The organism is Aeromicrobium sp. PFPM2_SD2 (genome assembly GCF_057364525.1).
Window position 1 is genome coordinate 1 of sequence record NZ_JBNFNZ010000155.1, and the last position, 5258, is coordinate 5258.

4 protein-coding genes and 1 pseudogene are annotated in these 5258 nt (G+C 74.7%); 4 read left to right on the forward strand and 1 reads right to left on the reverse strand.

Going from position 1 to position 5258, the window contains the following annotated elements; translation table 11 throughout:
* Nucleotides 1-179 precede the first annotated feature (179 nt).
* The 3 genes and pseudogenes from AC2W7G_RS08780 (at nucleotide 180) to AC2W7G_RS08790 (ending at nucleotide 2083) form a co-directional block, all read left to right on the forward strand.
* Nucleotides 180-769: pseudogene (locus AC2W7G_RS08780) on the forward strand (helix-turn-helix domain-containing protein).
* On the forward strand, nucleotides 762-1646 hold the full coding sequence (locus AC2W7G_RS08785) for an EamA family transporter (RefSeq protein ID WP_485868097.1): 885 nt from the start codon (nucleotides 762-764) through the stop codon (nucleotides 1644-1646). The pseudogene AC2W7G_RS08780 and the gene AC2W7G_RS08785 overlap by 8 nt, the downstream one beginning before the upstream one ends.
* Nucleotides 1647-1693: 47 nt before the next feature.
* Nucleotides 1694-2083, forward strand: coding sequence for a nuclear transport factor 2 family protein (locus tag AC2W7G_RS08790; protein ID WP_485868098.1), 390 nt, complete (start codon nucleotides 1694-1696; stop codon nucleotides 2081-2083).
* A 4-nt stretch (nucleotides 2084-2087) separates the two neighbouring features.
* Here AC2W7G_RS08790 and AC2W7G_RS08795 read toward each other — a convergent pair whose 3' ends face one another.
* Nucleotides 2088-2723, reverse strand: a complete 636-nt coding sequence (locus AC2W7G_RS08795; protein WP_485868099.1) for an MSMEG_1061 family FMN-dependent PPOX-type flavoprotein — start codon at nucleotides 2721-2723, stop codon at nucleotides 2088-2090.
* A 164-nt stretch (nucleotides 2724-2887) separates the two neighbouring features.
* Here AC2W7G_RS08795 and AC2W7G_RS08800 point away from each other — a divergent pair, with 164 nt between their 5' ends.
* Nucleotides 2888-5044 (forward strand): zinc-dependent metalloprotease family protein, encoded by a 2157-nt coding sequence (locus tag AC2W7G_RS08800; protein ID WP_485868100.1) that lies wholly within the window; start codon nucleotides 2888-2890, stop codon nucleotides 5042-5044.
* The last annotated feature ends 214 nt before the right edge of the window (nucleotides 5045-5258 follow it).

Genomic DNA, 5258 nt, shown 5'->3' on the forward strand with positions numbered 1-5258 from the left:
AGGAGGCGCAGCCGGCGACCGGCAACGCCGCCGACCGGGTGACGTCCGTGTGCCGCCGCTGCCTGGCCGCCACGGGGCACCGGCGCGACGAGAAGCCCTGGCGGCGCACCAACCCCCGCCCGTGAGCCGGTCCCCCGGGACGCTCGACTGATGCACTACGAGTGCACTATGCTGCACTCATGGACTCCGACGACCTCGCCCGCACGATCGGCGCCCGCGTCCGGGACGCCCGGTCCGCGCACGGCTGGACGCTCGACCGGCTCGCCGAGAGCACCGGGCTCAGCCGCCGCGCAGTGGTGAACGTCGAGCAGGGCAGCACCAACCCGAGCATCGCGACCCTGCTGCGGCTCAGCGAGGCGCTCGGCATCGGTCTCCCCTCCCTGGTCGAGCCGGCACCCGGCCACCGCCTGCGCGTGACCCGCGCGGTGACGGCCCCGTGCTGTGGACCGGTGAGCACGGCGGACGCGCCGTCCTGGTCGCCGGCACCGACTCCCCCGACGTCCACGAGCTGTGGGACTGGACGCTCGGGCCCGGCGACGAGCACCGCAGCGAGGCGCACCCGCGCGGCACCGCAGAGCTCCTCCACGTCCTGGAGGGCGAGCTCGTCGTGCGCTGCGGCGACGAGGAGTCGCGGCTCGGCGCCGGGGACGCCATCAGCTTCCCGGGCGACGTCGACCACGCCTACCTGAACGACGGCTCCGCACCGGCGCGCTTCTCGCTCACCGTGCTCGAGCCCGGACCGACGGCCGGCGGGAGCTCCCATGCCTGACCTGCGTCCGGTCTCCCGCGCCGTCCCGCCGTGGTCGATGGCGCTGCTGGCGATGTTCTCGGTCCAGCTCGGCTCGGCCCTCTCGGTCGGACTCATCGACGACGTCGGTGCCGCAGGCACCGCGTGGCTGCGCCTGTCCATGGGCGCCCTCGTCTTCGTCGTCCTGGTGCGCCCGTCCCTGCGGGCGCTGCGCCGGGCGGACGTCCCGGTGCTGCTCGCTCTGGGCGTCGCCACCGGCCTCATGACGCTGTCGTTCCTGGCGGCGCTGGAGCGGATCGACCTGGGCACGGCCGTCGCCATCGAGTTCCTCGGCCCGCTCACCGTCGCCGCCGCCCGCAGCGGCAGCCGTCGCGGCCTGGCCCTCCCCCTCGTCGCCCTCGCCGGCGTGGTGCTGCTGACCGAGCCCTGGCACGGCGAGGTCGACCTGCTCGGCGTGGGGTTCGCGGCCCTGGGCGCCGTCGGCTGGGCCAGCTACATCCTGCTCACCCAGCACGTCGGCGACCGCTTCACCGGCGTGGACGGTCTCGCGTTCACCATCCCGGTGGCGGCGGTGACGGCGGCGGTCGTGGGCGTCCCCCAGGCCACCGGTCACGTGACGCCGACGATCCTGGCGACCGCCCTCGGTCTGGCGCTGCTGCTCCCCTGCCTGCCGTTCGCCCTGGAGATGGTGGCGCTGCGGCGCATGACGCCCCTGGCCTTCGGGACGCTCATGGCGCTCGAGCCGGCGATCGGCGCCCTCCTGGGGCTGGTGGTGCTCGGACAGGCCCCCGGGCCGCTGCAGGTCGCCGGCGTCGTGCTCGTCGTGGCGGCGGGCGCGCTCGCCCAGCGCGGCGGGCTGCGCGAGCCGGTCACGCCGGACGTCGACGTCCTCACCTGACCCGCCCCTCCCCTAGCCTCGCCGGAGCCCACCCACCAGGAGGAACCGTGCCCACCTTCCGCGAGGCCGTCGACGCCAAGGACATGGACGTCGTCGAGCAGATGCTGGCCGACGACGTCGTCTTCCGCAGTCCCGTCGCGCACACGCCGTACCCGGGCAAGCCGATCACCGCCGCGATCCTGCGCGCCGTCGTGGAGGTCTTCGAGGACTTCCGATACGTCCGCCAGCTGCAGGACGGGCGCGAGGAGGCCTACGTCTTCGAGGCGACCGTCGACGGGCTGGAGATCACCGGCTGCGACTTCCTGACCCTCGACGCCGACGGCCGGATCAGCGAGTTCATGGTCATGGTGCGCCCGCTCAAGGCCGCCCAGGCGCTCGCCGGCCGGATGGCCGAGCGCTACCCGTCGATCGTCGCGGACGCGCAGGCCCGCGCCTGAGCGCTCAGTACAGGCCCTTCGCGTACTGCTCGGGCGCGTAGTAGCGGTCCAGCTCGGCGAGCGTCTGGCCGGCGGGCTCGAGCTCGGCGGCGACCACGGCCCGGCGCGGGACGTGCGCCTCCGGCGCCCACGTGGCCGGGTCCCACAGGCCCGAGCGCATGAACGCCTTGGCGCAGTGGAAGAACACCTCGCGGACGTCCACGACCAGCGCCAGCAGGGGCCGGTGGCCGCGCACGACCATCGCGTCCAGGAACGGCGCCTCGCGGACGAGGGCCGCTCCCCCGTTGACCCGCAGCGTGTCCCCGCGGCCCGGGATGACGAAGGTCAGGCCGACCTGCGGGTTCTGCAGCACGTTGCGGTAGCCGTCGGCGCGCCGGTTGCCCGGCCGCTCGGCGACGACGACCGTGCGGTCGTCCAGGACGTGCACGAGGCTGCCGGCCGGGTCGTCCTTCGGGGAGGCGTCGCAGCTGCCGTCCGCTGCCGCCGTGGCCAGGAAGCAGAACGGCGACGCGGCCAGCCACGCCCGGTCGAGGTCGGTCAGCCGCGTGCGCACCTTGTCGCGGCCGCGGGCCGGCTCGCCCAGCAGGGCGGTGAGCTCGTCGTCGGTCTCGACCCGCGTCCATCCTCGTGCGTCCGTCATGGCCAGCACGCTACGCCGTCGACGACCGCTCCCCCGTCAGGCGGACCGGTCCCGAGAAGCAGCCCGAGAAACATCCCCCTGAACTGCTCAGGCCGGGACCGGCGCTGCCGATGGTCGGTCATCGTCCTGCACGGATGCGGGACGCTCGTGGCCCAGGAGCCCTCATGTCACCTCGCAGGACGCACCCCTTGCTCGTCGCCGCCCTCCTCAGCACCGCCCTGGTCGCGGTGGGCGCCTCCACCCTCGACGGCCCGGCCGCCTCGGCCGCCTCGGCGACCGCGTGCACGCGCCCGCTGCTGGACGAGCCCGAACCCGCCCAGGACGCGCTGCCCGACGTCCCGGACGCGACCGTGGCCGCCGTCAACAAGATCCCGGTCTCGACCCTCCAGCACGAGGCCGCCGAGGACGACGCCCTCTGGCTGGACGAGTGCGGCCGGCTGTTCGTGGTCGACGAGCTGCCGACCGCCGGCACCACGATCGCCCCCACGCCGGTGGCCAACGCCAGCACGAAGCCCGGCGACGCCTTCTCGCTGCACTCGCGCAAGGGCGCCTCGAAGGTCATCTACCTCGACTTCCGCGGTCGGACGCTGTCCGGCACGGCGTGGAACACCTCGCGCGGGCGCACCTCGATCCCGCTCGGCGCCTACGACACCAACGGCGTGCCCGGCACCTTCACCGACGCCGAGCGCGCGGTCGTCGCCGCCGTGTGGGAGTCCGTCGCCGCCGACTACGCCGCCTGGGACGTCGACGTGACGACCCAGGACCCGGGGACCGCCGCGCTGACGCGCACCGCGTCCACCGACACCAAGTACGGGATCCGCGTCGTCGTCACCAGCCGCAGCAGCGGCATGCAGGCCGAGTGCGGCTGCGGCGGCATCGCCTACGTCAACGTCTTCGAGCACGTCGGCGTCCAGTACCAGCCCGCGCTCGTCTTCGCCGAGGCGCTCGGCTCGGCCAAGGCCATCGCCGAGGCCGCCTCGCACGAGGCCGGTCACAACTTCGGCCTGTTCCACGACGGCGACGCGAACGCCGGCTACCACACCGGCTCCGACCCGTGGGCGCCGATCATGGGCGTCGGGTACAGCCAGCCGGTCTCCCAGTGGAGCCGGGGCGAGTACCCCACGGCGACCAACCAGCAGGACGACACGGCCATCATCGGACGCCAGCTGGGCGTCGCCGCCGACGACCACCCCGCCACCGCGGACCCGGCCGTCGCCACGCCGCTGAGCACGCGCCTCACCGGCCTGGTCACCGGACCGGACGACGCCGACAGCTTCGTCGTCACGTCCGCGACGCCGGTCGAGGTCGTCGCCGAGCCCCTGACGACCTGGAGCAACCTCGACGTCGAGCTGACCGTCACGGACGCCACCGGCGCCACCACGGAGGTCGCGAACCCGGGCACCTCCCGCGTCCACGCCGCCCTCGCCCAGGGTCTGAGCGCCTCGGCGCAGCTGCCCGCCGGCACCCACGTCGTCACCGTGCGCGGCGGCGACGGCCCCGGCTACTCGACGTACGGCTCGACCGGCGCGTACCGCGTCCGGCTGCGCGGCGAGCCGACCGGGCAGCCGCTGGCGACCGTCGCCACCGTGCCGACCGGCGTGGTCGGGCAGGCCTACGCCGAGCGCATCGTCACCGGTGGCACCCCGCCGTACTCGTGGGGCACGCTGCCCAAGGTCCCCGGCCTGGTCTTCGCCGCCGACGGACGCCTCACCGGCACCCCGACCACGGTCATGCGCGGCTCCAGCGTCGTCCTGACGGTGACCGACGCCGACGGACGCACGGCCACGTTCCCGGGCTGGCGGACGTTCGCGGTGCAGACGCCGCTGACGATCCCGGCCCAGGTGCTGGCCAAGGGCACGACCGGACGGTCGTACTACACGACGCTGCGCGCGACCGGCGCCACCGCGCCGTACACGTTCAGCGCCACCGGCCTGCCCGACGGCCTGACGCTGACCGCCAACCGGATCACGGGACTCCCACAGCGCGCCGGCACCTACCCGGTCGAGGTGACGGTCCGCAGCGGCACGCAGGAGCGCACCGCCACGATCCCGCTCACGGTCGTCGACCCGGCGGTGACGCTGCGCACGACGAGCCTGCCGATCGCCAAGGTGCAGACCGTCTACCGCGTCCAGCTGGCCGCGGCGGGCGGCACGGGCACGTTCACCTGGAGCGCGACCGGCCTGCCGGCCGGGCTGACCCTCACCCCCGAGGGCGTCCTGAGCGGCACGCCGACGACGGCCACCACGGCGCGAGTCACGCTGTCGGTCGTCAGCGGCACGTCCAGCCTCACGCGCGCGCTGACGCTGTACGTCCGGCCGTAGCCGTCCCGGGACCCGGCGGGGTCGTCCACGTCGTGGGCGGCCCGTCGGGCGCGGGGCCGGGCCTCAGTTGCGCGGACGACCGGCCGATGGGGTGCCACCGTCCCGCACGGAAGCAGGACGTCGGTGATGGAAGGAGCACGCGTGCCGCAGCCGAGGACGACCCCGTCCCTGCTCGTCGCCGCGCTGCTCAGCACGGCCGCGCCTCGCGGCCGGC